The organism is Nocardia sp. NPDC052316, assembly GCF_044547795.1.
GTDB lineage: Bacteria > Actinomycetota > Actinomycetes > Mycobacteriales > Mycobacteriaceae > Nocardia.
Map to the genome: position 1 here is coordinate 667,986 of NZ_JBIUBB010000004.1, position 24,687 is coordinate 692,672.

At 69.3% G+C, this 24,687-nt stretch carries 19 protein-coding genes; 10 read left to right on the forward strand and 9 right to left on the reverse strand.

Annotated elements, in window-relative coordinates:
* The first annotated feature begins 83 nt into the window (after window positions 1-83).
* Entirely contained in the window at window positions 84-761 is a 678-nt protein-coding gene (locus ACIHA7_RS21505) for an O-methyltransferase (RefSeq protein ID WP_397292253.1), read from the forward strand.
* Window positions 762-990: 229 nt separating this feature from the next.
* Here the strand turns inward: ACIHA7_RS21505 and ACIHA7_RS21510 are convergent, their stop codons facing one another.
* On the reverse strand, window positions 991-1,986 hold the full coding sequence (locus ACIHA7_RS21510; RefSeq protein ID WP_397292255.1) for a zinc-binding dehydrogenase: 996 nt from the start codon (window positions 1,984-1,986) through the stop codon (window positions 991-993).
* Between the two features lie 52 nt (window positions 1,987-2,038).
* On the reverse strand, window positions 2,039-2,719 hold the full coding sequence (locus tag ACIHA7_RS21515) for a TetR/AcrR family transcriptional regulator (RefSeq protein ID WP_397292258.1): 681 nt from the start codon (window positions 2,717-2,719) through the stop codon (window positions 2,039-2,041).
* A gap of 91 nt (window positions 2,720-2,810) precedes the next feature.
* On the opposite strand from ACIHA7_RS21515, the gene ACIHA7_RS21520 reads away from it, so the two are divergent.
* Window positions 2,811-4,313 carry an MFS transporter gene (locus tag ACIHA7_RS21520; protein WP_397292261.1) on the forward strand — a complete coding sequence of 501 codons (1,503 nt, stop codon included), beginning with the start codon at window positions 2,811-2,813 and terminating at the stop codon, window positions 4,311-4,313.
* Between the two features lie 105 nt (window positions 4,314-4,418).
* On the forward strand, window positions 4,419-5,312 hold the full coding sequence (locus tag ACIHA7_RS21525) for an SDR family NAD(P)-dependent oxidoreductase (protein WP_397292266.1): 894 nt from the start codon (window positions 4,419-4,421) through the stop codon (window positions 5,310-5,312).
* Window positions 5,313-5,407: 95 nt separating this feature from the next.
* On the opposite strand, the gene ACIHA7_RS21530 is transcribed toward ACIHA7_RS21525, so the two are convergent.
* Genes ACIHA7_RS21530 through ACIHA7_RS21540 form a run of 3 tightly spaced genes read right to left on the reverse strand, consistent with a single transcriptional unit; the run spans window position 5,408 to window position 7,274 of the window.
* The gene (locus ACIHA7_RS21530) at window positions 5,408-5,764 is read right to left on the reverse strand and encodes a hypothetical protein (RefSeq protein ID WP_397292269.1); all 357 of its coding nucleotides are present in this window, start codon (window positions 5,762-5,764) and stop codon (window positions 5,408-5,410) included.
* The gene (locus ACIHA7_RS21535; protein ID WP_397292273.1) at window positions 5,764-6,855 is read right to left on the reverse strand and encodes a polymorphic toxin type 44 domain-containing protein; all 1,092 of its coding nucleotides are present in this window, start codon (window positions 6,853-6,855) and stop codon (window positions 5,764-5,766) included. The genes ACIHA7_RS21530 and ACIHA7_RS21535 overlap by 1 nt, the downstream gene beginning before the upstream one ends.
* Window positions 6,852-7,274, reverse strand: coding sequence for a hypothetical protein (locus ACIHA7_RS21540; RefSeq protein ID WP_397292277.1), 423 nt, complete (start codon window positions 7,272-7,274; stop codon window positions 6,852-6,854). The genes ACIHA7_RS21535 and ACIHA7_RS21540 overlap by 4 nt, the downstream gene beginning before the upstream one ends.
* A gap of 97 nt (window positions 7,275-7,371) precedes the next feature.
* On the opposite strand from ACIHA7_RS21540, the gene ACIHA7_RS21545 reads away from it, so the two are divergent.
* Genes ACIHA7_RS21545 through ACIHA7_RS21555 form a run of 3 tightly spaced genes read left to right on the forward strand, consistent with a single transcriptional unit; the run spans window position 7,372 to window position 9,403 of the window.
* Window positions 7,372-8,022, forward strand: a complete 651-nt coding sequence (locus ACIHA7_RS21545) for an urease accessory protein UreF (protein WP_397292282.1) — start codon at window positions 7,372-7,374, stop codon at window positions 8,020-8,022.
* A gap of 24 nt (window positions 8,023-8,046) precedes the next feature.
* The gene (gene ureG, locus ACIHA7_RS21550) at window positions 8,047-8,757 is read left to right on the forward strand and encodes an urease accessory protein UreG (protein WP_397292286.1); all 711 of its coding nucleotides are present in this window, start codon (window positions 8,047-8,049) and stop codon (window positions 8,755-8,757) included.
* Window positions 8,747-9,403 (forward strand): urease accessory protein UreD, encoded by a 657-nt coding sequence (locus ACIHA7_RS21555; protein WP_397292290.1) that lies wholly within the window; start codon window positions 8,747-8,749, stop codon window positions 9,401-9,403. Before ureG ends, ACIHA7_RS21555 begins: the two co-directional genes overlap by 11 nt.
* On the opposite strand, the gene ACIHA7_RS21560 is transcribed toward ACIHA7_RS21555, so the two are convergent.
* The 3 genes from ACIHA7_RS21560 to ACIHA7_RS21570 all read right to left on the reverse strand — a co-directional run bounded on the left by ACIHA7_RS21560 (window position 9,380) and on the right by ACIHA7_RS21570 (window position 12,426).
* Complete coding sequence (locus tag ACIHA7_RS21560) at window positions 9,380-9,661, reverse strand: hypothetical protein (RefSeq protein WP_397292294.1); 282 nt, start codon at window positions 9,659-9,661, stop codon at window positions 9,380-9,382. The two genes, ACIHA7_RS21555 and ACIHA7_RS21560, sit on opposite strands and share 24 nt — an antisense overlap.
* Before the next feature lie 209 nt (window positions 9,662-9,870).
* Window positions 9,871-10,590 carry a hypothetical protein gene (locus tag ACIHA7_RS21565; protein WP_397292298.1) on the reverse strand — a complete coding sequence of 240 codons (720 nt, stop codon included), beginning with the start codon at window positions 10,588-10,590 and terminating at the stop codon, window positions 9,871-9,873.
* Window positions 10,591-10,938: 348 nt separating this feature from the next.
* Window positions 10,939-12,426 carry an NAD(P)/FAD-dependent oxidoreductase gene (locus ACIHA7_RS21570; protein WP_397292303.1) on the reverse strand — a complete coding sequence of 496 codons (1,488 nt, stop codon included), beginning with the start codon at window positions 12,424-12,426 and terminating at the stop codon, window positions 10,939-10,941.
* A gap of 230 nt (window positions 12,427-12,656) precedes the next feature.
* Between ACIHA7_RS21570 and ACIHA7_RS21575 the strand changes: the two genes are divergently transcribed.
* The gene (locus ACIHA7_RS21575) at window positions 12,657-14,168 is read left to right on the forward strand and encodes a cytochrome P450 (protein WP_397292319.1); all 1,512 of its coding nucleotides are present in this window, start codon (window positions 12,657-12,659) and stop codon (window positions 14,166-14,168) included.
* 70 nt (window positions 14,169-14,238) lie between these two features.
* On the opposite strand, the gene ACIHA7_RS21580 is transcribed toward ACIHA7_RS21575, so the two are convergent.
* The gene (locus ACIHA7_RS21580; RefSeq protein WP_397292321.1) at window positions 14,239-15,084 is read right to left on the reverse strand and encodes a tat pathway signal sequence; all 846 of its coding nucleotides are present in this window, start codon (window positions 15,082-15,084) and stop codon (window positions 14,239-14,241) included.
* A 674-nt stretch (window positions 15,085-15,758) separates the two neighbouring features.
* On the opposite strand from ACIHA7_RS21580, the gene recC reads away from it, so the two are divergent.
* From recC to recD, 3 genes are all read left to right on the forward strand, one after another.
* Complete coding sequence (gene recC, locus ACIHA7_RS21585) at window positions 15,759-19,145, forward strand: exodeoxyribonuclease V subunit gamma (protein ID WP_397292323.1); 3,387 nt, start codon at window positions 15,759-15,761, stop codon at window positions 19,143-19,145.
* A gap of 139 nt (window positions 19,146-19,284) precedes the next feature.
* Window positions 19,285-22,770, forward strand: coding sequence for a UvrD-helicase domain-containing protein (locus ACIHA7_RS21590; RefSeq protein ID WP_397293118.1), 3,486 nt, complete (start codon window positions 19,285-19,287; stop codon window positions 22,768-22,770).
* On the forward strand, window positions 22,767-24,677 hold the full coding sequence (recD, locus tag ACIHA7_RS21595) for an exodeoxyribonuclease V subunit alpha (protein ID WP_397292326.1): 1,911 nt from the start codon (window positions 22,767-22,769) through the stop codon (window positions 24,675-24,677). The genes ACIHA7_RS21590 and recD overlap by 4 nt, the downstream gene beginning before the upstream one ends.
* Window positions 24,678-24,687 lie beyond the last annotated feature (10 nt).

The window sequence follows — 24,687 nt, forward strand, 5'->3', positions numbered from 1 at the left end:
CCAAACCACGTGAGCCCGCGGGTGGGGCAAGTGGGGCTTGCTGTGGTGGGCGGCGGAGCGGGTGCGGTGGCAGACTGCGAGGTATGACGACAACCGAATGGGCAGATGTCGATGGCTACATAGTGGACACGTTGGTGCAGGACGCCGAGACAGCGGCGGCGCTGACGGCGAATGCCGCGGCGGAGTTGCCCGCGATCGACGTGTCTGCGCCGCAAGGGAAGTTCCTGTATCTGCTCGCGCGGACGGCGCGGGCGCGGCGGGTGCTGGAGATCGGCACGCTCGGCGGGTACAGCACGATCTGGCTTGCTCGCGCGGTCGGCGAGAAGGGGCAGGTGGTCACACTCGAGTTCGAGCCGAAGCATGCCGAGGTCGCGCGCAAGAACCTCGACGACGCCGGAGTGGGCGAGCGCGTCGACATCCGTGTCGGCGCGGCCCTGGACAGCCTGCCGGTGCTGGCCGAGGAGAACGCGGACCCGTTCGATCTGGTGTTCATCGACGCCGACAAGGTCAACAACCCCAACTACGTCCAGTGGGCCCTGCGCCTGACCCGCCCCGGCTCGGTGATCATCGTCGACAACGTGGTCCGCCACGGCGGCCTCGTCGACGCCACCTCCGACGACCAGGCCATCCGTGCCAGTCGCGCCACCGTCGAGCTGCTCGCCGCCGAACCGGCACTGGATGCGACGGTCGTGCAGACCGTCGGCAGCAAGGGCTGGGACGGCTTCGCCTACGCGGTGGTGAACGGCGAGCCGACGGACTGAGCGCATCCGGGTGATCGCGGGCGAAGCCGATTGCACTGTCGTCCGCGATCGATCACCGTGCGCCCCAAGCGAATTCAGTCCGTCGACACCCGCCAGGACCCGCGCCCAGCGATGTCGAGTACGAGGGCGGCGATGTTCCACGCATCGTCCTCGCCGCGGTGATGTCGTCCTTCGAGCGGGAGCCCGGCGATCCGCAGCGCCCCCGCCCGCGCCGAGACGACCAACCAGTTTACGGAATCAGCACGACCTTGCCGGTCGTCGCGCGGTTCTCCAAAGCGTGATGTGCCGCGGCGGCATCGGCGAGCGGAAATCGGTGTACCGCAGGCTTCAGCCGCCCGGCGGCCGCCTCGGCCATCGCACTGACCTCCAACGTGCGAATGTCGCCGCCCGCACGCTGGAGCATCGGCGGGCCGACAACGAACTCGGACGTGATGCCGCGCGCTGCGAGCTCGTCCGCGGAGATCAGTGGTGTCCCAGCGTCTTTCGGATCCTGGCCGGAGGCACCGAAGACCAGGTGCTGCCCACCTTTGCCGAGCAGATCGATGCCTGCGCGGGCTGTCCCGCCGCCCACCGAGTCGAACAGCACAGTCGCGGTGCGGTCACCGAGGAAGTCACGAACCTGATCGGGCCAGTCGGCGACCAGGTAGTCGACCGCCAGGTCCGCTCCATTGCGTTGCACCAGTTCAACTTTCGCGGGCCCACCGGCAAGACCGATCACGGTCGCCCCGGCATTCTTCGCGTACTGCACCAGCAGCGTGCCGATCCCACCGGCCGCCGCCGTCACGATGGCCACGCTTGCCGGCCCGAGCTCGGTGAACTGCAGAATGCCCATGGTCGTGCGACCGGTGCCGATCATCGCGACCGCCTCGGCAGGGTCGAGGTTCGCCGGAATCTCATGCAGCCGAGCCGCTTCCGTCACCGCTGACGACGCATACCCGCCGGGTGCCATCCCCAGGTGCGCGACCGCCTGCTTGCCGAGCCAGCCCGCGTCGACCTCGGCGCCGACCGCATCGATCGTCCCGGCGACCTCACGCCCGGGCACCGTCGGCAACTCGGGAAGGGGGTAGGGCCCGGCCAACCCTTTGCGCAACGCCGTGTCGATGAGATGAACCCCGGCCGCGGCCACGGTGATGCGCACCTGACCCGGCCCCGGGGTCGGATCGGGCAGAGTCTCATAGCGCAGATTGTCGGCCGGGCCGAAGGCGTGAAGACGGATCGCGTGCACGGTGGCTCCTGTTCGTGATGGTCACCGACCACCGTGCAACCTGAACTCAGGTTCAGGTCAAGTCGGCCCGCCTGCGCGCCTTGGCCTCGAACCCGTCGCAGAGCGCGGCGAGGCCGGCGTAGAGCAGGTCCTCCTGCGAGAGGTCGTTGATCCCGCTGCCCTCCAGGTCGGCGAGCGCGGCAGGCACCGGATACTGTGATTTTCCTTTCAGCATCGTGCGCAAGCCATTGTCGCCCTCCGGGTTCATCCCCTTGCGCGCCATCAGCGCGGCGCTGATGTGCGGCAGGGTCGCGCCGGAGATGTGATTCCACACGCTGAACGCCATGGTGGTGGCTTCCCGCGTCGACACATTCAGCTCGGAAAATCCCTCGACCATCCACGCCAGGCAGGCCAGGCTTTGCGGGCCGAAGCTGTAGCGCGGCGTCGCGAAGGTGAGGAGCACCCACGGATGTTGCTGGTAGAGCGCCCAATCGATCTCGGCGGCAATGCGGACCCGGTCGCGCCAGGTCCACTGCTGGCCCTCGGCCGACGGATAGGGATTGCGCCGCGCGACCTCGTCGGTCATCGCCTCGAGCAGTTCGTCCTTGTTCGCGACGTGCCGGTACAGGGACATGGCGCCGACGCCCATCCTGTCGGCGATCCGACGCATGGACAACGCGTCGAGGCCCTCTTCGTCGGCAAGCGTTATCGCGGTGTCGATGATGGCGGCTCGGTTGAGCTTGAGCTCAGTCATCCCATGACTCACTTTCACTTCCGGGGGAGCTTGCGTACACTGTACTCCAGTTGTGCGTACGGCGTACGCGAGATGGAGAGGAATACCTAGGATGACAGACGTTGAGGCGGTGCGGTCCGCCAAGGCGGCGCCCACTGTCGGCTCGCGCCGCGCGTGGTTCGGGCTCGCGGTGTTGCTGCTGCCGGTGCTGCTGGTGTCGATGGACATCTCGGTGCTGTTCCTGGCGATGCCGACGCTCACCGTCGACCTCGACCCCTCGGCCGCCCAGCAGCTGTGGATTCTGGACATCTACGGCTTCCTGATCGCGGGCCTGCTGATCACCATGGGCAACCTCGGCGACCGGATCGGGCGGCGCAACATCCTGCTCGTCGGCGCCACCATCTTCGGCATCGCCTCGGTCGTGGCCGCCTTCGCACCGAGCGCCGCGGTGCTCATCGTCGCGCGGGCGCTGATGGGTGTCGGCGGCGCGACCCTGCTGCCGTCCAGCCTCGCGCTGATCTCCACCCTGTTCCCGGACGCGCGCGAACGGGCCGCCGCCATCGGCGTGTGGACCGCGTTCTTCGCGGGCGGCTCGGCCGTCGGCCCGATCATCGGCGGCGTGCTGCTGCACCAGTTCTGGTGGGGCTCGGTCTTTCTCATCAACATCCCGGTGCTGCTGATCCTGCTCGCCTTCGGTCCGTTCGTGCTGCCCGAGCATCGCGCGGGGGTGCTCGGCCCACTCGACCTGCCGAGCGTCGCGCTGTCCATCGGCGGCATCCTGCCGCTGGTGTACGGGGTCAAGCACGCGGCGGCCAACGGGATCGATGCGGAGTCGATCATCATCTCGCTGCTCGGCGTGTTGATTTTGACCGTGTTCGTGCGCAGGCAGCGCACGCTCGACGAACCGCTGCTCGATCTGCGGTTGTTCGCCAGGGCCGGGTTCTCGGTGGCCATCGGGTCCAGTCTCGTCGGCATGATGTCGCTGGCTGCCATGAGCTACCTGACCAGCATCTACCTCCAGTCGGTCACGGGACGCGACCCGCTCGCCGCGGCGCTGCTCGGCATTCCGATGGCGGTCGCCGTCTTCATCTTCTCGATGAGCGGCGCCCGAGTCGGCCATCGCTTCGGCACCCGCAACACTTTCGTTTTCGCGCTGATCGCCTCGGCCGTCGGCAATCTCATGCTGCTCGGCGTCGGCGTGCACGGCGGGCTCTGGTGGTATCTGGCCGGATCCACCATCGCGGGCATCGGTTACGGCCTCGCCTTCACCCTGGTGTCGGATGTGGCGGTGTCCTCGGTTCCCGCGGAGCGGGCCGGCTCGGCCGTCGGCATCTCGGAGACCAGCTTCGAGCTCGGCAACGCGCTCGGCCTCGCTCTGCTGGGATCGCTCGCCGCACTGATCTTCCGCTCCGGCGGCGACTACGCGGCCACCCTCGGCGAGACCATCCACGAGTCGGGCGACAACGCCGCACTGATCGAGTCCGCCCGCGAATCCTTCGTCTCCGGAATGCATATCGCGACCGCGGTGGGTGCCACGCTGCTCGTCGCGATGGCGATGATCGCGCGATTCGCCTCGCCCGCCCGTGTCCGTTCCAACGCGGGAGCGGCGCACTGACCGGAACGCTCGACGTCCGCTCCGCCTCTCCCGAGGCGGGTGGGCCGGTGAGCGCGGCGCATCGATCGGCACCCAAATTGGCGTGCTGCTAATACAGTCGGAAGCGTGAACGAGACTCCGGCGCAGAGCAATGGGCGGCCGATCGCCGAGCGGGTGGCGACGCGACTGCTGTATCCGACCTCTCGCCCGCGCGCGAAGACGCTGCGCGAGGCCGTCGACGGAAAGATCGTGCTGGTCACCGGCGCGTCACACGGCATCGGTAAGGCGAGTGCGCGCAAGCTCGGCGCGGCGGGTGCGGTACTGCTGCTGGTCGCGCGTTCCGCCGACGATCTGCGTCAGGTCGCCGCCGAGATCGAGGCCGACGGCGGCACCGCGCACGTCTATCCTGCGGATCTCACCGACATGGACGCGGTGGAGCGGTTGGCCCGTCGGTTCTTGGACGAGCACGGCCACATCGATGTGGTGATCAACAACGCGGGCAAGTCGATTCGCCGCTCCATCAGCGACTCCTACGACCGCTTCCACGATTTCACCCGCACCATCGACATCAACTATCTCGGCCCGGTGCGCCTGCTGCTCACCCTGCTGCCGGACATGCGCGAACGCAAGCAGGGCCACATCGTCAACATCTCCACCTGGGGTGTGCTCATGCCGCCCGCCCCGCAGTGGGCGGCCTACGGCGCGTCCAAGTCGGCGTTCGACGTGTGGCTGCGCAGCGTCGCCGCGGAGGTCTCCGGCGACGGCGTCACCACCACCTCCATCTACATGCCGCTGGTGCACACCAGAATGAGCGCCCCCACCGACTTCAGCCGCGTCCCCGGCCTCACCGTCGACGAGGCCTCGGATCTGGTCTGCCACGCCGTCACCGCCCGCCCCCGCGAGATCGCGCCATGGTGGTCGGCCCCGGTCCAAGCCTGGACCAACCTCACCCGCAACCAGGTTCAACGTTTCTTCGAACGCGGCCTGTCACTCCTGCCCGGAAGCTCGAGCCGGACCTAATCGCCGCGCGAACGCGACCGGTCCCGCCTGCCGGGAAGTTCGAGCCAGATCTGGCCATGAGCCTCCCACCAAATGAACCAGGCCTGCGCAGGCGATTACAGCGGGATCCAGTCGGGCCACCATGGCGGAATGTTGTCCTCGCAGATCGGTGCCGGGTAGTCGCCGCCGTGGAACAACCACAGTGTGGCCCACACGACCAGTACTGCGGCGACGACGGTGGTGAGGCAGGCGAGTGCGGTCCGATGAGTCACCCTTTGCGTGACCGCGTACGCAACCCCCGTTACCGCGAGAGTGACGACGAAGGTGGCGGGTAAGTAGAGGAGCAGCAGGACCATCGCGTTGCCGGGACCGCCGACGTCGCACGCGCTCCACACGCGGCCGAGCAGGAGCACCGTGGCGAGAGCGGCACCCGCGCTGGCGATTACGCAGACGGCGGGGCCGGGGTTGCGCATCAGTTCTCGTGCCTGAACTGGGTGAGATCCCTGCCCTCGTTCTCGGCGGCTTCCATCTTGTCGATCGCCTCGGTCACACCTTGATGGAATTGCTCCGGCGTCATGTTGGGTCCGTACTTGTTGTAGAGGTCGATCCCGGCTCGCATGGTGATCTGGTCTGCCTCATCGTTCTTGCCGACCAGGACGGACTCGCCGAGCGAGGCACCTTTGATCAGTGTCTCGGAGTCGATCCCCGCGGCGCGGCCGACGTATCCGTAGTGGATGTTCGAGTAGATATCGTAATAGACCTTCCGGTCGGTACCGGGCTGCTTGAAATAGAAGTCGTTCGACGTCTTCAAGTTGAATTTTTGCTGTAGTTGCGGTTTGTGGTCCCACGCTTGCCCCGGCGCGACCTTCACGCCCCACATCGTCAGGGCCGTCATGATGTCGTTGCCGTAGTTGCGGCCGAACTCGTACCACTTCGGCTTGCGCAGCAGCCCTTGGATCATTTTGACGGTGTCGGAATTGATGTTACGCTTCATCTCGTCGAAGATGAAACGTTCCGCGTCGGAGAAGCGTTTTTCATCGAGTGTGGTCTGGCTGCCGCCGATCGCGTCGAACTCGGTCTTCATCGCCGCGCTGAGTTTCGTCAGATCCTGTTGCAGCCGCTTGTCTTCGGTCTCCACGCTATTGGCGGCACCGACGATCTGGCGTTCCCATTCGGCTCGGGTCGACTCCAACGCAGGCGTCGGATCGCTGCCTTGGGGCAAGGAGACACCGAGCGTCGACCCCACCGCAAAGCCCGCGGCCTCAGCGGAGGTGATGTGCTGGCGCGCGGTCTTCAACGGGGTGCTGACATCCCAGTAGCCCTGCTCGAGCCGATCCGCCGAGGCCGTCAGGGTATCGGCCATCGCGTACGCCGTCTTCCGATCTTTACCGGCCCGGTCTAGCGCCGCCTCGGCCGCCACACCTTGCCAGTCGGGCGCGGTGACGCTGCCGACGTAGCGTTCGAAAAGGTTCTCGATCTGCGGGCCGATGCGCTTGAACGCCTGAGCGATATCCCAGATGGGCTGGGCATCATAGTTTTCCAGTTGGCGTCTGGTCGGTGTCATTTCGGCTGCTGCCAATCGCCGGAGGACTTGGTGAAGGTGGCAGCCAAGGTCACCGTGCTGGCCTCCTCGGCCTTCTGGAACTGGACCGTGACGGCGTGCATGAGGTCCCCGATCTCGCTGAGCCGACGCGACACCGCGGGCACCAAACTGGTTTGTACGTCGAGTGCCATCATGCTCGCCGCGACGACCGATTCCAGCGTCGAATTCCCGCCGAACGGTAGGAGGACTTGGATGGGGATCGCCTGAATCGCATCCAAATCGGCCGCCTCACCGCTCAATTTGTGCAGCGTTTTCGACGCCGCCCCCAGTTTTTCCAGATCGACTTTTATCGTCATCGACGATTCCCCATTTCGATACCGGTACGCGCGATGAATATCGTCGCGGCCTGACCTTGCAGAATAAAGGACCAGGCCGACCATCGGAAGATTCGATCAGCCCCCAATACCTCTGGTGGTTCGGAACCAGACCGGCCAGCCCGAGACACGCCCAGCGACACGCCGGGCATAGGATCCCCCGGTGGGTGAAATCGGTCCGACGAGTCTGGCGACGCTGTTCGCGCTGGCGGATTCGCGACTGCCGATCGGCGGACATGTGCACTCCGGTGGTGTCGAGGAGGCGGTAGCGTCCGGGCTGGTGCGTGATGTCGCGACGGTCGAGCTGTTCCTGCGCCGCCGGATCAGCACCTCGGGCTTGGTCGCGGCATCGCTGGCGGCGGCGGTGCGCGCGGGCGCGCTGGAACCGCGGCGGGCGGAGGCCGAAGCGGACGCGCGTACGCCGTCGCCTGCCGCGCGTACGGCCTCGCGCGCGCAGGGCCGCGGCCTGTTGCGCCTGGCCAAACAACTGTGGCCGCAGGACGATTGGTCCGCGCTCGGCCCGCGCCCCCACCTGTCGACCGTCTTCGGCCTGGTCGGTGCCGCCTGCGCGGTGACCCCGCAGGAGACCGCGGGCGTGGTCGTTTATACGACCCTGACCGGGGCAGCCACCGCCGCTCAACGGCTGCTCGCACTCGACCCCGCCGCCATCGCAGGCTGCACCGTCCGCCTCGCCGACCTGTGCGACCGCACCGCAGCCGAAGCCGCCGAGGGCCTCGCCTGCCTGTCCGACCCGCTACAGGACGTGCTCGCCCAACGCCATCTGCACCGCGACATGCCCCTGTTCGCCAGCTGAATCCCCGGAAGAAGGAGATCACCCATGCCACCACACCTGATCGACGGTGAACCGCACGACCACACCCACGATCGCCCGAAACGCCAGCGCACCCCCGGTGAGGCGCTGCGCATCGGCATCGGCGGCCCGGTCGGCTCCGGCAAGACCGCACTGGTGGCCGCGCTGTGCAGGCAGCTGCGCGAAGAACTTTCGCTCGCCGTGCTGACCAACGACATCTACACCACCGAGGACGCCGACTTCCTGCGGCGGCACGCCGTGCTGCCGGACGAGCGGATCACCGCGGTGCAGACCGGCGGCTGCCCGCACACGGCCATCCGCGACGACATCACCGCCAACCTGGACGCGATCGACGACCTGATCGCGGCGAACCCGCCGCTGGATCTGATCCTGGTCGAGTCCGGCGGCGACAACCTCACCGCCACCTTCTCCTCCGGCCTGATCGACGTGCAGATCTTCGTGATCGACGTGGCCGGCGGCGACAAGGTGCCGCGCAAAGGCGGTCCCGGCGTGACGTTCTCGGATCTGCTGGTGGTCAACAAGACCGACCTCGCCCCGCTGGTCGGCGCGGATCTCGGCGTGATGGAGCGCGACGCGGCGAAGGTGCGCGAGGGCCGCCCGACCGCGCTGATCTCGCTCACCGACGACCCGGCCGCCACCCCGGTACTCGGTTGGGTACGCGAGCAGCTGCGCGTCATCGCCGCGCAAGACGGCGTCGAATCCGCTGTTGCGCACTGACGTACGGATAGTCGCGAGCACCGCGGCGCTGCCGGAGATCCACGCGAGCGGCGGGCTGTCGGCCCGCCGCACCGGCCCGCACACCGTGCACCTGATCGGCACGGCGGCCACCCCGCTCGGCGGCGACGAGCTCGACATCACGATCGTGGTCGGTCCCGGCGCGCGGCTCGTCGTGCGCTCGGTCGCCGCCACCATCGCGCTGCCGAGCGCGGCTACTCCGTTCTCGGTGGCGCACTGGCACTTCCAGGTCGACAGTGGGGGAGACCTCGACTTCGATCCGGAGCCGACGATCGTGGCGGGCGGCGCGCGGCACCACACGATCAGCTCGGTCCTGCTGGCACCGGACGCCCGGCTGCGCCTGCGGGAACGGGTGCAGATCGGACGTTCCGGCGAAGACACCGGCAGTTGGCGCGGCGACCTGATCGCCGATCTCGGTGATACCCCGCTGCTGCGACACCGTTTGGAGCTGGGCGCGGGCACAGCGGCGGACGACCAACTCGCCGCGCCGCGCGCGTTGGAGAGCGAACTGCGCTACCCGGACGATCGACCGGTGGAAACCGCGGGCCTGACCGAGACCCGCCTGCCACTGGCAGCGGGCGGCACTTTGCTCACCCGAACCAGCTCACTCCTCGCCGCTGCCCGTTGATCTGCGTGGGGCAGCGGTGGGCTGCTCGGGTTCACCCGTTGCCGCTGACGGCTGCGATGTCCCGGTGCCGCCGAAGTCCTGTTGGAACACCGTGCCCGGTGCGACACCGCCGCCTCCTGCCATCGGGAACGGATCGTTGTACTCACCGCCGTGCCGACCGTATCGACGGATTCGCACATAGCGCGCGATCATCAAGCCGAGCGCAGCGAAGAATGGGGCAATGGCGAAGAACGCAACCACCCAGCCGCCGTCGTTCATCGGTCTCTCCCTCGCTGGTTGCTGTTGTGTTGCGCTGATCTTGTCAGTAGGAAGACTCGCCGAAAGCGACGCGCCGAATCAGAAACGCGTCCGGGTGGCGAGGGTCACCGCGGCGCGTACTCCGCCCACAACGGGACAAAGAGAAAGGGTGGGAACTCGACAGTGTCGTCGGGCTCCCACCCTTGTTCGCTAACCGCGGCACGAAGTGGTCAGTCGCCGACGACCCGCGAGGGGGCGTTGAACGCGTTGACCGCGCCGACGGCCGCACCGGCCGCCGCGCCGATCGCCGCCGCGGGGACGGTGATCACCGCCGCGCCGAAGGTCGCGCCGAGCATCGGGCCCGCCACCACACCGACCGGCACGAACGGCAGCCCGACGACGAGCCCCAACGCGCCGCCGACGAGCGCGGAGGCCGCTGCGACCGGAGCACCCGACGCCGCACCGGCCAGCGCACCCATGGCGGCCGTGCCGACGGTCTGCCCGGCGATCCGGTCCGACCTGCTGCGTTCCATGCCGATCGAGTCGAGGAAGGTGGCCAGGTTGGCCTCGGTGATGGCCGCGTTGTCGTTGATCTGGATGGCCTGTTCCTGATCGATCCAGTCCGGCGCGTCGACCTGGACGTCGCCGAAGCGGAACTTGCCCGGCGGCGGCGCGATCGGCGGCACCGGCGCCACCGGCACCGGTGCGTGCAGCACGCCGACCGGCGCCAGGTACTTCTTGTCCGGCAGCGGCCGCGACCACTGCAGCGAGCTCTTGGTGTTGTCCGGGATGTTCAGGCCCTCGTACGGCATGGCGTTCGGCGGTTCGGCCGCAGGCCACTGCGCGGGCTGATCCGGCTGTGCCGTCACATTGGGTTGTGCAGGCTCGGCATTGGCGGTGCCGGTGCCGACCAGTGCGAGGACCAGCGGTACCGCACCTGCCGCGACCATCGAGCCCACCTTTTGCCGCTGCGGGTTGGGGGCTCTGTGCTTGCCTGTGCCCATAGGTAGATCGCCTTTCGTCAGGTCAGAAGAGATGTCACTTTCGACGTCCGACATTCGGATCTGCTGGGCACCTGGATGGGTACATTTTCCGCCGACTAGTCGGCACGGCCATTGCCGATAAATAGCTAAGTGTGGGTTGCGGATGCGCCTCGGAGCCGGGCTCCGGACACTACGGACATCGGTCGGCGGGCACGCCGGGACCGCCGAGCCGAGCAGGCCGGGAAACGACCGGAGGCGACCCTCGGTCTGTCGGACAGACCGAAGATCGCCTCCGGTGAAATCGGGCGGTGCGGCTCAGCTCACCCGGCCGTCGATGGCGGCCTTGGCCTTCTCCGCGAGCTTGCGGTTGTCCGCGGGCGGCGCCCCGAGCGCGGCAGCGAGCTCGTCGGCCTCTTCCTCATCGGAGTTGACCTGCTCGAGCGCGAGCCGGGCGAACACCCACTGCTCGGTGGCCGCCATCTGCCCGCGGCTGCGGCCGAGGAAGGTGACGAACCACTGGATGACGGTGACGATCCGGCTGCGGTAACCGATCAGGTAGTACAGGTGCAGCGCCAGCCAGGCCAGCCAGGCGATGAACCCGCTGAACTCCAGCTTGCCGACCTGGCACACGGCATTGAACCGCGACACCGTCGCCATGCTGCCCTTGTTGAAGTACTTGAACGGCTTACGGTCTTGCGGCGCTTGACCATTCAGCCCGGCCTTGATGGCTTTGGCCGCGTAGGTCGCGCCCTGGATCGCGCCCTGCGCCTGGCCGGGCACGCCGGGCACCGACATCAGGTCGCCGACCACGAAAACGTTCGGATGGCCCTTGATGGTCAGGTCCGGCTCGACCACGACGCGTCCGGCACGGTCCACCTCGGTGCCGTCGGAGCGTTCGGCGAGCATCTTGCCCAGCGGGCTGGCCTGCACACCGGCCGACCACACCTTGCAGGAGGATTCGATGCGCCGGATGGTGCCGTCGGCGTCCTTGACCGTGACGCCCAACGCGTCGATATCGGTGACCATGGCGTTGAGCTGGATCTCGACGCCCATCTTCTCCAGCCGCCGCTTGGCCTTGTTGCCGAGCTTGGGCCCCATCGGGCCGAGCACCGCGCCCGCCCCCTCGAGCAGCACGACGCGGGCATCGCGCGGATCGATGTTGTGGAACGTGCCTTCGAGCGTGCGATCGGCGAGTTCGGCGATCTGCCCGGCCAATTCGACACCGGTGGGTCCGGCGCCGACCACCACGAAGGTGAGCAACCGGTCCCGCATCTCCTGGCTGGTGGCCAGCTCCGCACCCTCGAAGGACCCGAGGATGCGGCCGCGTAGCTCGAGCGCGTCGTCGATGGTCTTCATGCCGGGGGCGTAGGTGGCGAACTGGTTGTTGCCGAAGTACGACTGCTGCGCGCCGGTGGCCACGATCAGGCTGTCGAACGGGGTGACGGTGTTCGAGTTGAGCAGCCGCGAGGTGACCGTCTTGGCTTCGAGGTCGATGTCGATGACATCGCCGAGCAGCACCTGCGCGTTCTTCTGCTTGCGCAGCACCAGCCGGGTGGCCGGCGCGATCTCGCCGACCGAGAGGATGCCGGTGGCCACCTGGTAGAGCAGCGGCTGGAACAGATGCGAGGTGGTTTTGGAGATCAACGTGACGTCGACGTCGGCCCGCTTGAGGTGTTTGGTGCCGAACAAGCCGCCGAAGCCGGAGCCGATCACCACCACCTGGTGCCGACGGTTCTCGCGCCCACCCGTCGCCTGGCCACCGCCCCTCACCGAATCGCCGCGCGATGCTGGTGCTGCATTCATCGTCCTGCTCCTCGACAGACCTGGGGGTGGGCCCCCGCGAACGGTTGTGGTCAGGTCCCAACCGTAGTCGGGTCTGTCCCGACGGTCGCGCCGACATCCCTGTTCCGGGTGTGTTGCGGCGCGGTACCCCGCGCCCGCCGCGCCACGATCGCCGTGCTCGGTTGCGGCGAACCGGCCGAACGGATGCGCGGAAGCGAATACGATAAATGTCTCTTTCAGGGAGGTTTGCCATGGTCGCCGGGGACCGTGCTGTCGGCCGAAAGCCCAGCCCGCGCGGGCGATCCGACGGCGACGCCGCATCGGAGAACGCCGCGCTGATCGACATACCGCGCGAGCATCTGCTCGATCGGGCATTGCACCGGCTACCGGAACGGCGCCGAATCCTCGCGACACCGCCGGCGGGCAGCGCGACGACCGCGGTGCGCGGCGACGCCGGGCTGCCGTACCTGGGGCGAGTGCTGCAGTACATGCGGTGGGGTCCGGCCGAGATGGTCGGCCGCTATCGCAGATACGGACCGGTCACGGTGAACACCTCGCTCGGCGTCGACCGGGTGCTGGTCGCCGGGCCGGAGGCGCTCGACGAGGTGCTCGGCAGGCGCCGCCGCGATTTCGGCCAGGGCTGGGACTACTTCATCGGCCCCTTCTTCCGGCGCGGCCTGCTGCTTCTCGAGTTCGAGGAGCACAAGTTCCACCGCCGGATCATGCAGCAGGCGTTCACCAGGGAGCGGCTGGAAGCGCATCTCGCGGCGCTGACGCCGGTCGTCCGCGCCAGCATCGAGCGCTGGGTTCCGCAGGGCGGCAACGCCGAACGCACGGTGCGCCTGTACCCGACGATCAAGGAACTCACCCTCGACATCGCCGGCGAGACGTTCATGGGTGTCGACGTCGGACCGCAGCGGCGTCAGCTCATCGACGCCTTCATCGACTGCACGCACGCGGGTCTGGCGATCGTCCGGCATCCGGTGCCCGGCGGCAAGTGGCGGTCCGGGCTGCGCGGCCGCAAGGTGCTCGAGGAGTACTTCACCGCGATGCTGCCGGAGAAGCGGCGCGCCGAGTCACCGGACTTCTTCTCCGGACTGTGTCACGCGCGCAGCGAGGACGGCGGCGTGTTCGGGGACGCGGATGTGGTGAACCACATGATCTTTCTGATCATGGCCGCGCACGACACCACCACGACAACGGCCACGGCGGTCGCCTACTACCTGGGCAAACACCCGCAGTGGCAGGAACGGGTGCGCGCCGAGGTGCTGGCCCTCGACGCCGAAATCGATGGTGCGGCACCGACTATCGACCAGTTGGAGGGTCTGCGCGACCTGGATCTGGTGGTGCGGGAGAGCCTGCGGCTGATGCCGCCGGTGCCCGGTTTGTCGCGTCGTGCGGTGCGCGACACCGAGATCGCGGGTCACTACATTCCGGCGGGCACCGCGATCGACCTGGCCTACCAGGTCAATCATCTGCTGCCCGAACTGTGGTCACGGCCGGAGCTGTTCGATCCGGAGCGTTTCGGCGAGGCCCGCCGCGAGGACAAGTCGCATCGCCTGGCCTGGCTGCCGTTCGGCGCGGGCGCGCACAAGTGCATCGGCATGCATTTCGGCACCTTCGAGGTGAAGACGGTCATCGCCGCGCTGGTGCGTGCGTACGCGTGGCAGATACCGGAGACGTACCGAATGCCGTGGGGGTTCAACGCGATTCCGGCCCCGAGGGACGGAGCGCCGATGCTGTTGCGCCGACGCTCCGCCTGAACCCGATGGGTGTGCGGGCCTGAGCCCGATGGGTGTGCGGGCTTGAACCCGACGGGTGCGTGAGGTTGGTTCAGCGCCCCGCGAGCAGCATCTCGGCCACCTTGGTGTCGGTGTCGGCGCCCTCGGTGTAGCCGCCCTGGTCACCGAGTGAGGTCATGATGGCCAGCGTGTAGCGCTCGTTCGGACCGGCGAAGCCGACAGAGTTCACCACCCAGCCACCCTGCTCGGCGGACCAGCCGTTCTTCAGGCCCGGCCGCATGTTCGCGCCCGCGCCCCACACGCCCCAGTGCTGGTTGCTGTCCACCGAGCGCATCCGGTCCAGCAGGTAGTTGCGGTCGTCGGGGTGCATGCGGGTGAGGATGTTGTCCATCAGCCGGTCCAGGTCGGCGGCGGTGCACTTCTGGAACGACCAGTCCGGGAACAGCGCGGTGTGGGTCGGCTGCGGCACCAGGGTGTCCATGCCGTTGGCGCGGAAGGCGTTGTTGAACGCCATCCGGTCCAGGCCCGCGTACTTGTTCCACAGCCGGTCCGCCGCGCCGTCGTTGGACGTGGCGAGCATCGACTCCATGGTCATGCGATCTTCCGGCGTCAGGGTGATCGCACCGACTCTGGCTCGGTTCAGCAAATCCTCGGCGATCGCCAGTTTGATCGTCGAGGCGGTCCAGACCGCGTTCTCCGCGTTGGCATTCGCGTAGACGCCGCCGGAGACCCGGTCGCGCACAACGTAACCGGTGACGCCGGGGCGTCCGGTCAGATACTTGTCGACCGCGGCGATCCGGCTGCTCATATCGCAGTCGAAGCCGGCCAGGCACGCGCTGGTATGCGCTAGTGGCGCGGCGGCCGCACTCGGCAGCACGCTCGGCGCGCTGGGGATGAGGATCGCCGCAGCGGCGAGGACACAGGCGGATGCGGCCACGCGGGGAACGGTTCGGGTGGCGGGCGAGGGTTGACGCACGAGGGATCACGATCGCACATCCGCGAGCTCGATGCACGTCTTGAGCTCGGATTCGGCGTGTGCTAGCGGTTGCGCGCTTGCGTCCCAGCGGGTTTCGGCCACCACGAACCATTCAGCGGAACGCGGCCTGCAATTCCTCTACGGTGCGCCCGTTGAGGCGGTAGCAGTGCTCGAACGCCTCGGTGTGCTGATCGCGCGGCCAGGAATGTAGGACGACGGTACGGCCGTAGCCTCGCGAGTTGACGAGCTCCCAGCGATCTCCTACGCGGCGGACTGTGAACCCGCCTCGCGGAACCAGGGGAATCACCATCGCAATCATGAACGCGAACCAGCCTTTCGGTGCAGCTCTCTCGTCCTCCCCGGTTCAGCACTGTTGCACATCGAGCGCGCGGATCCGAGCGGACACGGCGTAGGAATGTGTTCTTATGTGGCTCATTTCACTCCAGTCACACAGGTAACAGAAACGAGTCCGTTCGGACCTGCTTCGGGGTGGCACAGCGGTGTCGGAGTGGCTGGGCGTATAAACGTGCACGAAGCCCGAGGCGCCTCGCCACGACCGAGCAATCCGCCAAGCCGCGCACCGCGCAGTTCGACACCGAGCGCCGTCCGATACTCCACCTACCGAGAGGGCGCAGATGCCGCTGCACATCCACCGTGCCGAGCGCGCCGATGTTCTGGCGGACGGGCTGGCCGAACTGCTGGCCACGCCGCTGCCCGACCCGTTCGCGGCGGAGGTGGTCGCGGTGCCCGCGAAGGGTGTGGAGCGGTGGTTGACGCAGCGGTTGTCCGCGGTGCTCGGCGTGTCCGGCGCGGCGGCGTTCGCCCCGTCGTTCGACGCCGCCTTCTCCGACGGTGTCGCCGCTAACATCCAGTTCCCCTCGCCGTCCGGCCTGGTCGCCACCGCGTTGGCGGCGGCGAGCGGAGTGCGTCCGGAAGACGATCCGTGGGCGGGCGAGCGCGTCGTGTGGACGCTGCTTCGGGTAATCGATGCCTCGCTCGGCGAGCCGTGGTGTGCGGTGCTGGCCCGGCATCTCGGCGCGCGGGACCCGTCCGGGCGTGATCACCGCATCGGACGCCGTTACGCCACCGCCGCGCACCTGGCCGCGCTGTTCGACAGCTACGCGGCGCAGCGGCCGCGGCTCATCACCGAATGGGCCGCCGGGTCCGATACCGACGGCGCGGGCAACCCGGTGCCCGACGATCTGCTGTGGCAGCCCGAACTGTGGCGGCGGCTGCGCACGGAGGTGGGTGCGCCGAGTCCGGCCGAGCGGCTCGAGGCCGCGTGCGCGCGGCTGCGCGACGAGCCTGAACTTGTTCCATTTCCGGCGCGCTTTTCGTTGTTCGGTGCGACCAGGATGTCCACCGATCAACTGGCCGTGCTGGCGGCGCTGGCGGCGACCAGGGAGATCCATCTGTGGCTGCCGCATCCGAGTCCGGTGCTGTGGGCCGAGCTGGCCGGGAGTCCGTCCGCTGGTTCGCGCGCCGCAGATCTCAGCGGCAGCGTCGTCGGCCACCCGCTACTGGCCGGGCTCGCCCGCGACGTGCGGGAACTTCAGCAGCGCCTGACCGCGGCCTCCGACACCTACTATCCGATCACCTCGGATGAGCTTGCGCCGGAAGCGGATACGTCCACGCGGACGCTGCTCGGCGCGTTGCAGGCGGGTATCCGCGACGATCGTTGGCCACCGGCGGCCGTATGTGCCGGGGACGGCACGGTGCAGGTGCACGCCTGCCACGGACCCGCACGGCAGGTCGAGGTACTGCGCGAGTGCTTGCTCGGATTGTTCGCCGCGGACGAGACCCTGGAGCCGAGGGACGTGCTGGTCATGTGCCCGGAGGTAGAGGCGTACGCGCCGTTGGTGCGCGCCGCCTTCGGGCAGCGGCTGCCGGGATCGGCCGAGCAGGCGCCGGACTCGGCGCACCCGGCGCATCGCCTGCGGGTCCGGCTCGCCGACCGGGGTCGCGGCATCACGAATCCGTTGCTCGCGGTGATCGGCGTGCTGCTGGAGCTGGCCGACGGCCGGGTCACCGTGACGCAGGTGCTCGATCTGGCAGCGGCCGAAACGGTCCGGCGGCGTTGCGGTTTCGACGACGACGATATCGAGCGGTTGCGTGAGTGGGCCGCCGAGTCCGGCGCGCGCTGGGGGATCGGGCAGCGGCAGCGGCAGGCGTTCGGGCTCGCCGACTTCGCGCAGAACACGTTGAACGCGGCGGTGGACCGCATCCTGCTCGGTGTCACCGCGGGCGAAACCTCCGAGGACTGGCTGGATCTCGCGTTGCCGCTGGACGACGTGGACAGCAACGACGTCGATTTGGCAGGCCGGTTCGCCGAGTTCATCGACCGCCTCGCGGTCTGCCTGCGCGATCTGCGCGGCCCACGCCCCGCCGACGACTGGGCCACGGTGCTCGGCCGCGCGCTGGATCTGCTGACGGACGTACCGGATTCGCAGGCCTGGGTGCGCACGGAGGCCCGCCAGGAGCTGGCCGCCGCCACCGAGCACGCGGGCGATGTGCCGCTGCGGCTGGCCGACGTCGCCGTGCTGCTGCACTCCAGGCTGGCGGCCAGGCCGACCCGCGCCAACTTCCGGACCGGCGAGCTGACCGTGTGCACCATGGTCCCGATGCGTTCGGTGCCGCATCGCGTGGTGGTGCTGCTCGGCTTGGACGACGAGGTCTTCCCGCGCACCAGCGGCGTGGACGGTGACGACGTGCTCGCCCGCAATCCGCTACTCGGCGAACGTGATCCGCGCAGCGAGGACCGGCAGCTGCTGCTCGACGCGATGCTCGCGGCCCAGGAGAAGCTCCTGGTCTTCCACACCGGCGCCGACCCGGTCACCGGCGCGCACCGCCCGCCCGCCATCCCGGTGGCCGAGCTGCTCGACGTACTGCGGGCGCACGTCGGTGCCGCGGGCATGGACGCGGTGGTGACCCGACATCCCTTGCAGGCCTTCGACCGGCGCAACTTCCGCGCCGACGCCCCGTTCAGTTTCGACACCGTCGCGCTGGCCGGTGCCCTGTCCGCTGGGCAGCCCGCGCAGCCGCGACCCGCGTTCCTGCCCGAGCCGCTGCCGGCGCCGGAACTCGCGGATGTGGCACTGGCCGACCTGATCTCGTTCGTCGAGCACCCGATCCGCGCGTTCCTGTGGCAGCGACTCGGCCTGCGCGTCCCCGAGCACGAAGAGGACATCGCCGACCGGCTGCCCATCGAACTCGACGGTTTGGCGAAATGGGAACTGGGCGAACGTCTGCTCGCCGCCCGCCTCACCGGTGCCGACCCGGCCGGACTCCGGGCCGCCGAGTGGCGGCGTGGCAGCTTGCCTCCCTTCGGTTTCGGCGCCGCGGTGCTCGACGAGGTCGAGCACACCGTGGACAAGCTGGTGCGTGCCTCGCAGGGCGACTACGCGGGCGCCCCGCGCGCCGTCGACGTCGCGGTGGATCTCGGCAACGGTCGCAGGCTCACCGGCACCGTGCCCGAGGTGCGCGGCGAGACCCTGGTTCGCACCACGTTCTCCCGGCTCGCCCCGAAACACCGGATCGCCGCCTGGGTGTCGCTGCTCGCCCTCGCCGTCACCGAGGACCGCTCCTGGCGTGCCGTCACCACCGGGCGCGGCCAATTCGGCCGCCCCGCATGGCGTTCGGAGATCACCGCGCCGGATATGCCTGCCGCCCGTGGCATCCTGCGCGAACTCGTCGCCCTGCGCGACGCCGGGCTGACCGAGCCGCTGCCGATCGCCCCCGGTGCCACCGCCGCCTACGCCGAACGCCGGTTCCGGGGTGCCGATACCGACGAAGCCATCGTCGCCGCCGAACGCGAGTTCAACGGTGGCCCGAACGGACCGGGGCCCTTCGGTGACCACACCGACCGCCACCTGCGCTACGTCTGGGGTCCGGCGCCGCGCCTGGAACACCTGATGGCGATTCCCGCGCCGCCCGGCGAACCGGGGGAGACCACCCGCTTCGGCGCGCTCGCCCGCCGCATGTGGGTGCCGCTGCTGAGCGCCGAGAGCCAGGGACAACCGTGAACCTCGGTGGTATGGCGATGGCCGTCACGCGTGTCGGTGGCACCGGGTGGCCCGTCGGACCGGCAGAATGGCGGTTTCGGCGGGTCGAAAGGCGGGTGTTCGCGTGACCGTGCAAGACACCTCGTTCGTGGTGCCCGAGATGGACGCGCCCGACAGTTTCGAGCCGTATGGACCGCTGCCCACCGGGACGACCGTGCTGGAGGCGAGCGCGGGGACCGGCAAGACGCACGCGATCGTCGGACTTGCGGTGCGCTATGTGGCCGAGGCGGGGATCGATGTCTCGCAGTTGCTGCTGGTGACGTTCAGTCGCGCGGCCACGCAGGAGTTGCGGGAACGCACACGGGATCGGTTCGTGGTCGTCGCGGCGGGTCTGGCGGATCCCGAGCTCGCGCGTGCGCACGCCGACGAGCTGATTCGGCATCTCGCGCAGGCGGACTCGGACGAGGTGCGGCGCCGGCGGGCCCGATTGCTCGCCGCCCTCTCGGATTTCGACGCGGGCACCATCGCGACCACCCACAGCTTCTGCCAGCGGATGCTGGACGAGCTCGGGCTGGCCGGCGAGCACGATCCCGGCTCGCGGCTGGTCGAGAACGTCGATGAACTGGTCGGCACGGTCGCCGACGACCTCTACCTGAACCGCTACGCGCGCACCGAACCGCCGTTCTCGGTGAAGGAGGCGCACACGCTGGCGCTGGCCGCCGTGCGCGACCGGCACGCGGTGCTGATGCCGAAGGGCGACGGCGCGGCGGGGGAGCGGGTGGCCTTCGCGACCGCGGTCCGCGCGGAGACCGAACGCCGGAAACGGCTGGCCGGGCTGCGCGACTTCGACGATCTGCTGGTGCTACTGCACGACGTCTTGGCCGACACCGAGCACGGTCCGCGCGCCTGCCGCCGCATTCGCGAGCGCTATCGGGTCGCGCTGGTCGACGAGTTCCAGGACACCGACCCGCTCCAGTGGGACATCCTGCGCCGCTCCTTCCACGGCCACACCACGCTGGTGCTGGTCGGTGATCCGAAGCAGGCCATCTACGCCTTTCGCGGCGCCGAGGTGCTCAGCTATCTGGATGCGGTGGGGCACGCGGACACCCGCAAGGAGCTCACCACCAACTGGCGCAGCGACGCCGGGCTGCTGGCCGCGCTGGACCACCTGCAAGGTGGTGCGGCGTTGGGGCACAAGGAGATCACCGTCTATCCGGTGGCCGCCACGCGGCCGTGGTCGCGACTGTCGGGGCCGGAAGAACTCGTCACGCCGATGCGGATGCGCTGCCTGCCCCGTACCGGTGCGGGACCGCTGAACAAGTCCGGGTTTCCTGCGGTCGGTCGGATGCGCGCGAAGGTCGCCGACGATCTGGCCGCCGATATCGTCCGGCTGCTCGAATCCGGCACCTCGTTGGCCACGTCGGCGCGCCACGCCGATACGGTGGCAGGGCCACATGCGACTGCGACGTTCGGCGGGCCGATCGTGGATCCGGCGATGGCGCTGGGCGGTTCGCGGGACTCGGGTCGATCGTCCGGCGGAGGTAGCCCGTCGAACGATGCCGGGCAGCTGACCGCCGAAGTGCCGCCGGACGCTGTGGTGCGCCGGCCGATCAGCCCCGGCGACATCGCCGTACTGGTGCGCACGCGTTCCCAAATCGATGTGGTGCGTGCGGCTTTGGACCGCGTGGGTGTCGCGTCTGTGCTCGCGGGCGGTACCAGTGTGTTCGCGACCAGCAGTGCCACCGACTGGTTGTGGTTGCTGCGCGCGCTCGAGCAGCCGCACCGTGGCGACCGGGTGCGCCTGGCGGCGTGCACACCGCTGATCGGCGTCACCGCGGCCGAGATCGATAGCGGCGGTGCGGATCTGGTCGGCCGGGTCAGCTCTCAGCTTCGCGATGCCGCCCGGCTGTTCGCCCGCGCCGGGTTCGCCGCCGTCTTCGAGAAGATCTCCGCAGAAGCCGATTTGGCGCGGCGGCTGCTCGCCGTCGAGAACGGGGAGCGCCAGCTCACCGATCTGCGGCACATCGCGCAACTGCTCGATCAGGTGGCGCTCACCGAGTCGCTCGGGTTGACCGCGTTGACCCGCTGGCTGGCCGACCGGGTGCGTGACCCCGCCTCGGGCACCGTGGCCGACCGCAGCCGCAGGCTCGATCGCGATGCGGCGGCCGTGCAGATCGCCACCGTGCACGCCAGCAAGGGCCTCGAATTCCCGATCGTGTACTTGCCGTTCGCCTGGGACAACGCGAAGAATCCGTATCCGGCGACGCTGCTGTTCCACGACGACAACGACATGCGCGTGCTCGACGTCGGCGGACCGGACGCGTCCGGATACGCCGAACGCAAGCTGCGCAGCGAAACCGAGGAGGCCGGTGAGGAGCTGCGCCTGCTCTACGTCGCGCTGACCCGCGCCATGTGCCAGGTCGTCGCCTGGTGGGCGCCCGCGATCACTACGGCGGCCTCGCCGCTGCACCGGATGATCCTCGGCCGTCCGGACGGCGGCGACACGGTACCGCCGCGGGCCGCCGTACCCGCGGATGCCGTTGCGCCGAGCATGCTTTCGGCGTGGGCCGGGGGAGCGGCGCAGGCCATCTCGGTGACCGCCGTCGCCGGCACCGACGACGTCGCGATCCAGCGCGTGCGCACCGAACCCGGCACCGGCGACCTCGCCGCCGCCCGCTTCGACCGCAAGCTGGACCAACTGTGGCGCCGCACTTCCTACTCGGCATTGACCGCCTCCGCGCACGGCCCGGTCACGCCCGAGGTGGAGATCGAGCCTGAGGACACCCGTGGCCCCGCCGACGAGCCGAGCGCCCCGGTGGTCGCCGAGGTCGACGAGGTGTTCGCCGGCGCGCTGTCGCTGATGAACACGCTGCCCTACGGCGCCGAGTTCGGCACCCTGGTGCACGGCGTGCTCGAGCTGATCGACACGGACGCACCGGATTTGGCCGCCGAGGTGGCCGAGCGCTGCCGTGCGGCGGTCGACGAACTCATGGCCGAAGCCGATCCGGACGTGCTCAGTACCGCGCTGCTCGCGGTGCTGCGCACCCCGCTCGGTATCGGCGCGCTCGCCGACATCTCCAGCCGAGATCGCTTGAACGAGTTGGAGTTCGAGCTGCCGCTGGCGGGTGGCGACGCGCCGTGCGCCGAATCGGCGACCCTGCGGCAGATCGCGGACCTGCTGCGCGCCCACCTGCCGTCCGACGACGACCTTTTCGGCTACGCCGACCACCTGGCGACCCTGGACGACATTCCGTTGCGCGGCTACCTGACCGGCAGCATCGACGCCGTGCTGCGGGTACCCGACGGCGCGGACACCAGATTCGTGATCGTCGACTACAAGACCAACCGCCTCGGCACCGGCGACCTCACCGTCGAGCACTACACCCGCGACCGGATGGCCGCCGAGATGATGCGCTCGCACTACCCGCTCCAGGCGCTGCTGTACGCGGTCGCGTTGCACCGCTATCTGCGCTGGCGGCTGCCGGGCTACGATCCCGCTCGCCATCTCGGCGGCGCGCGGTACCTCTTCGTCCGCGGCATGGTCGGCCCCGAAACCCCTACCGGCTACGGCGTTTTCGACTGGAACCCGCCCGCCGCCCTGATCATCGCGCTGTCGCGCCTGCTGGCAGGCGAGGTCACCCGATGACCTCGATTCAGTTGGCGCAGCGGGGGACCGGGCTGCTGCGGACATTCAACGAGGCCGGGGTGCTGTCCGCGGCGGACGTGCATGTCGCGGTTCGGTTGGGGCGGTTGGGCCGCGAGGACACCGAGGCGGTGCTGTTCGCGGCGGCGCTGGCGGTGCGTGCGGTGCGCTCCGGTTCGGTGTGCCTGGAGTTGCACCGGATGCGCGAGATCGGCATCGATGCCGACGAGACCTGGGACACCGGCGAACGCATCGACCCGGCGACGCTGCCGTGGCCCGATATCGACGCGGTGGTGGCCGCGCTGCGGGTCAGCCCGCTGGTGACCGGTGGGCCCGCAGGCCCGCTGTGCCCCCTGCGGCTGGTGGAGTCGCAGCGCCGCGACGACACCGGTCCGCTGCTCTATCTGGACCGGTACTACCAGCAAGAGCAGACCGTCCGCCGGGTGCTGACCGAGCGGTCCGGGCACCACCCGGTGGTCGACCCGAATATCGTTCGCCGCGAACTGGATCGGCTCTTCGACGCACCGGTCGGCGGCGTACCCGACCGCCAGCGGCTCGCCGCCGCCCTCGCCGCGACCCACTGGACCACCGTGGTGGCCGGCGGCCCCGGCACCGGCAAGACGCACACCATCGCGCGCATCATCGGCCTGCTCGACTCGCACCGCAAAGCCAATCCCAAACTGCCCGCACTGCGCATCGCGCTGGCCGCGCCGACGGGCAAGGCGGCCGCACGCCTGCAGGAGGCCGTGCGCGAGCAAGCCGACGAGCTCGGCCTGCCCGACCTCACCGCCGCCACCCTGCACCGCCTGCTCGGCTGGCAGCGTGGCCGCACCACCCGGTTCAAATACCACGAATTCAACCGGCTCCCGTACGACGTGATCGTCGTCGACGAAACCTCCATGGTGTCGCTCACCATGATGAGCAGGCTGTTCGCCGCCCTGCGCCCCGACACCCGGCTGGTGCTCGTCGGCGACCCGGACCAGCTCGCCTCGGTCGACGCGGGCGCGGTGCTCGCCGATCTCGTCGCGGGACCCGTTGCGGGCACGCCGAATCCGATGCTGGACGAGATCCTCGGCGCGGACTCGCCGGAATCGGCCGCACCGGACAGCAATTCGGCGGCATTGAGCACGCTGGAGCGAACTCGCCTGCGCGGCGGCATCGTTCGGCTGACCCGCGGCCGTCGCTTCGGCGGCCGGATCGCCGACCTCGCGGTCGCGGTGCGCGCCGGCGACGCCGATACCGCGCTCGAACTGCTCCGCGCGGGCGGTGACGAACTGTCGCTGAGCGCACCCGACGAGATGGCCGGTGTGCGGGCCGATGTCGTGCGGGCCGCCCGCGAGGTGACCACCGCCGCGCTCGACGGTGACGCCGCGGGCGCGCTCACCGCCCTCGAATCGCACCGTCTGCTGTGCGCGCACCGGCAGGGTCCGTTCGGCGTCGAGCGCTGGGACCGGATGGCCGCCGAGTGGGCGGCCGCCGGGGGTGCCGGCCCCGATTCGCACCTGGCGCCCTGGTATCCCGGCCAGCCGCTGCTGGTCACCGCCAACGACCACGAGGCGCGCATCTACAACGGCGACACCGGCGTCGTGGTGCGCATGCCCGACGGTTCACTGCGGGCCGCGCTGCAACGCGGCAGCGAGCCGTATCTGGTGCACCCGACCCAGTTCCCGGCCGTGGTCACCGTGTTCGCCATGACCATCCACCGCAGCCAGGGCAGCCAGTACGACACCGTGTCGGTGGTGCTGCCCGAACCGGAGTCGACGCTGCTGACGCGGGAACTGCTGTACACGGCGATCACCCGCGCCCGCCGCCACGTCCGGGTGATCGGCACCGACGAGTCGATCAGGGCCGGTATCGCGCGCCGGGTGCTGCGCGCCAGCGGGTTGTCCCGCCGCGAGGACGGCCGATGACCGGCGCATC

Coding starts and splice junctions, on each gene's coding strand:
- ACIHA7_RS21505 (WP_397292253.1), top strand. CDS start 84: ATGACGACAACCGAATGGGCAGATGTCGATGGCTACATAGTGGACACG.
- ACIHA7_RS21515 (WP_397292258.1), bottom strand. CDS start 2,719: ATGACTGAGCTCAAGCTCAACCGAGCCGCCATCATCGACACCGCGATA.
- ACIHA7_RS21520 (WP_397292261.1), top strand. CDS start 2,811: ATGACAGACGTTGAGGCGGTGCGGTCCGCCAAGGCGGCGCCCACTGTC.
- ACIHA7_RS21530 (WP_397292269.1), bottom strand. CDS start 5,764: ATGCGCAACCCCGGCCCCGCCGTCTGCGTAATCGCCAGCGCGGGTGCC.
- ACIHA7_RS21535 (WP_397292273.1), bottom strand. CDS start 6,855: ATGACACCGACCAGACGCCAACTGGAAAACTATGATGCCCAGCCCATC.
- ACIHA7_RS21540 (WP_397292277.1), bottom strand. CDS start 7,274: ATGGTCGGCCTGGTCCTTTATTCTGCAAGGTCAGGCCGCGACGATATT.
- ureG (WP_397292286.1), top strand. CDS start 8,047: ATGCCACCACACCTGATCGACGGTGAACCGCACGACCACACCCACGAT.
- ACIHA7_RS21560 (WP_397292294.1), bottom strand. CDS start 9,661: ATGAACGACGGCGGCTGGGTGGTTGCGTTCTTCGCCATTGCCCCATTC.
- ACIHA7_RS21565 (WP_397292298.1), bottom strand. CDS start 10,590: ATGGTCGCGGCAGGTGCGGTACCGCTGGTCCTCGCACTGGTCGGCACC.
- ACIHA7_RS21570 (WP_397292303.1), bottom strand. CDS start 12,426: ATGAATGCAGCACCAGCATCGCGCGGCGATTCGGTGAGGGGCGGTGGC.
- ACIHA7_RS21575 (WP_397292319.1), top strand. CDS start 12,657: ATGGTCGCCGGGGACCGTGCTGTCGGCCGAAAGCCCAGCCCGCGCGGG.
- recC (WP_397292323.1), top strand. CDS start 15,759: ATGCCGCTGCACATCCACCGTGCCGAGCGCGCCGATGTTCTGGCGGAC.
- ACIHA7_RS21590 (WP_397293118.1), top strand. CDS start 19,285: ATGGACGCGCCCGACAGTTTCGAGCCGTATGGACCGCTGCCCACCGGG.
- recD (WP_397292326.1), top strand. CDS start 22,767: ATGACCTCGATTCAGTTGGCGCAGCGGGGGACCGGGCTGCTGCGGACA.